General features: G+C 58.1%; 2 protein-coding genes. Both read left to right on the top strand.

The window, feature by feature from the left end; all coding sequences use genetic code 11:
- Window positions 1-208: 208 nt before the first annotated feature.
- Complete coding sequence (locus tag ACOCD2_RS14995) at window positions 209-1,387, top strand: hypothetical protein (protein ID WP_419625764.1); 1,179 nt, start codon at window positions 209-211, stop codon at window positions 1,385-1,387.
- Window positions 1,384-3,254 (top strand): AAA family ATPase (locus tag ACOCD2_RS14990; RefSeq protein WP_419625763.1); only part of this gene is annotated, 1,871 nt, incomplete at its 3' end. The genes ACOCD2_RS14995 and ACOCD2_RS14990, both read left to right, overlap by 4 nt.

Raw genomic sequence — 3,254 nt, 5'->3', positions numbered from 1 at the left:
TAATTCTACCCCAGTTACGCCCCTCCCTTGGCAATAACCTGGTGTGGAAGATCACTCAAAGTGCGCTCTCCCCCTGGGGTACGGTTATCGGTTTTTGGCTCCCGGTCGCCAGGATATTCCTCCCAGCTGTGCTCCTTTTTATTGACACTACAGATAAATTGCACTACCTTAATGATGTGCAATTTATCTGTAGTTGGCTGAGGTGCCCATGCAATACCATGTCGGTTCGCCTGTGGAAGGCGAGGATTTTTTCAATCGCAAGAAGGAAATCAACGCCATCTGGCGTGCTCTGGACAGTGATAGCCTGCTTCTGCTTGCACCACGGCGGGTAGGCAAGACCTCGCTGATGAAGCACCTGGTTTATCTCGCGCCTGACAAGGGCTATCAGGCCTCGTACCTGACCGTGGAAGGCGCAGCCGACGAAGCGGATTTCATGGAGAGGCTCTACCGTGCCGTCGCCGAGAACCACCCGAATATCATGAAAACACTCGTCGACCGAGTGGCTGACAGCCCGCTGGGAACATGGGTCAAACGGGTAAAGAAGGTCGGTGCTTTGGGCGTATCCATAGAACTGACCGCCGAAGCCAAAAAACACTGGCCGGAAAGCATGACGGTCTTCGGCGAGTTGCTCAGCGGACTGGAAATGCCCTGGCTGCTGGCCGTTGACGAGCTGCCACTGTTCATCCTGAAGCTGCTGCGCCTGGACGACAGCGGCAAACGGGCAGTCTCGTTTTTGCACAACCTGCGTGAACTGCGCCAAAACCAGCCCGGGGTGAGGTGGCTGCTCGCCGGCTCGATCGGGTTGGATACGGTCACCGGGCGCTATAATATGGCCGACACCATCAATGACCTGCGCCTGACAACCCTGGGTCCCTTTTCTGTTCATAGCGCCGACGATTTCCTGCAGGCCCTGGCCAGGAGCTACGGGCTGGATCTGCATCCGGATGTGCGCAGCCACATCCTCAGCCGTCTGCAATGGCTTCTGCCCTATTACATCCAGCTCGTATTCTCCGAACTTCTGGACGTTGACAACAGGCCGATCCGGGTTACCGATATCGACGCCCTGTTCGAGGCATTGCTGCAGCCGGCCAACAAGAATTACTTCGACTACTGGCGCCAGCGCCTCAGGGAATCACTCGGCACGCCGGACGACACCTTCGCCACCACCCTGCTCAACATGGCCTGCCAGGAGCCACGGGGCACCAGACAAGCGGTACTGCGGGGGGCACTGGGCAGGCAGATTCGAGACCCGGAACAACGCGATCAGCGGTTGCGCTACCTGCTGGACGTGCTGGTTAACGACGGCTACCTGGTGGAAAACGGCGAACGCTATCAATTCCACTTCCCCTTGCTGCGCGAATACTGGAAACGGCGGATTGCCCCATGACTGAACAACTGCTTCTGCACGGCATCGCCGTCTACAACCCCGGCATCCTCAGCAAGGAAGAGCTGAAACGTTACTTTGTGGCACGCCAGCCCTTGCTGAAAAAACTGCTGGACGAACTGAAAAGGGAGCAACCCGGCAAGACACCTCAGCACCGCCTGATCGTGGGCACCCGTGGCATGGGGAAAACCACCCTGCTGCACCGCTTTGCGCTTGCCGTGGCGGAAGATGCCATCCTCTCGGCCCACTGGCTGCCGCTCACTTTTCCGGAGGAGCAATACAACATCGCCCGGCTGTCGGATCTGTGGGTGAACTGCCTGGATGCACTGGGCGACTCCCTCGAAGCATCGGGAAACAGCGATTTACTTGATGAGCTTGATGCCTGTGTTGATGAACTGCCTTCTGAGGAAGATGAACGTGCAAAGACAGCCCTACAGGCGCTGATGGATTTTGCTGACCGCCTTGGCAGGCGACTGCTGCTGCTGATCGACAGCCTCGATATTGTGCTGGAACGCCTGAAAAAGTCGCATTGGGAAATACGCGAGGTGCTGGGACACGAGCCGCGCCTGATGCTGGTTGGTGCCAGCGCCCGGGTGCTGGAGGTCACTTACGAGTACGAGTCCGCCTTTTACGACTTCTTCAAAATTCACGAGCTGAAGGGTCTCAGCGAGGACGAAATGAGGGATGTGCTATGTCGCCTCGCTGAGGTGGACAACAATACCGCCATTACCCGCATGATTGAACAGCAACCGGCCCGGCTGCGCGCCCTGCACACCCTTACCGGAGGTAACCCGCGTACCGCGGTATGGCTCTACGGCGTGCTCGCGCAGGGCATCGAAGGTGACGTACGCAGCGACCTGGAACGCCTGCTCGACCAATCTACTCCGCTGTACAAGGCCCGCTTCGAGGAACTCCCGGCCCAGTCCCAGAAAGTGGTCGACGCCATGGCCATCCACTGGGACCCCCTGACGGCGCGGCAACTGGCCGAAAGGACCCGACTGCCGGTCAATACCGTGTCTACCCAGGTGGTCCGCCTGGCAGACCAGGGCGTGGTGGAAAAGGTCCCGTTGAGACCGGGGAAAAAAAACGGTTTTCAGATTGCCGAGCGTTTTTTCAACATCTGGTATCTGATGCGCGCCAGCCGGCGGGTGCGCCGACGCCTGATCTGGCTGGTGCAGTTCCTCAAGGTCTTTTACAGTCAGGATGAACTGAAAGTGCGTGCCCACCACCATCTGCACAATGGCGAACGGGGTGGCAGCGACGATCGGATCCGCCATGCGGAATACGCCTTCAGCCTTGCGAGCGCGGTTGACGACCCCATTATAAGTTCGGCACTGGAGCGTTCCGCGCTGCAGACTATGCTGGGAGACGGCAAGCTGAAAAAAGAACTGGCTGCTTTGCTCCGCTTCGATGACCCAGACGGTAAACTCAAGGCCCTGGCCGATCCCCTGGAATTTATGCAGGAGTTGAAGGACAGGGTTATCGCAGCCCGTACGCAGTGGCCTTCGGGTATTGAGGCGGATGCTTTTGCATCAGCGTTGAAAGGCAGCCTGACCCTGACGCCGGAAGAAAAACGCCAAGTGATTGAAGCACTGCCCGATTGGGAAAACGGGCAGATAGTGCAATTCAACAAACGCTTGCGGGAGGAAAAAAGCTACTGGGAAGCGCGGTTTTTGGGCCATTCAGCGCTGATTTTCGTGATACGCCGGGCCGTGGTCGAGGGGCATATGGCAAAGATTGGAGATGCAGCTGGGGCCCAGGTGGCAGCAAATCTCCTGCCGAGCAAACTTCTGTCAGCCTATGCCGATGTGGCTCGCCTGGGGGCGGACCCCGCCTTTTTCTCGCTTACCGAACTTCACACACTGCGTGA

The organism is Thiolapillus sp. (genome assembly GCF_048562965.1).
Lineage (GTDB): Bacteria > Pseudomonadota > Gammaproteobacteria > Chromatiales > Chromatiaceae > Thiolapillus > Thiolapillus brandeum_A.
Note: the sequence above shows the minus strand (reverse complement) of the source record. Positions and strands in the feature narration are given on the sequence as shown.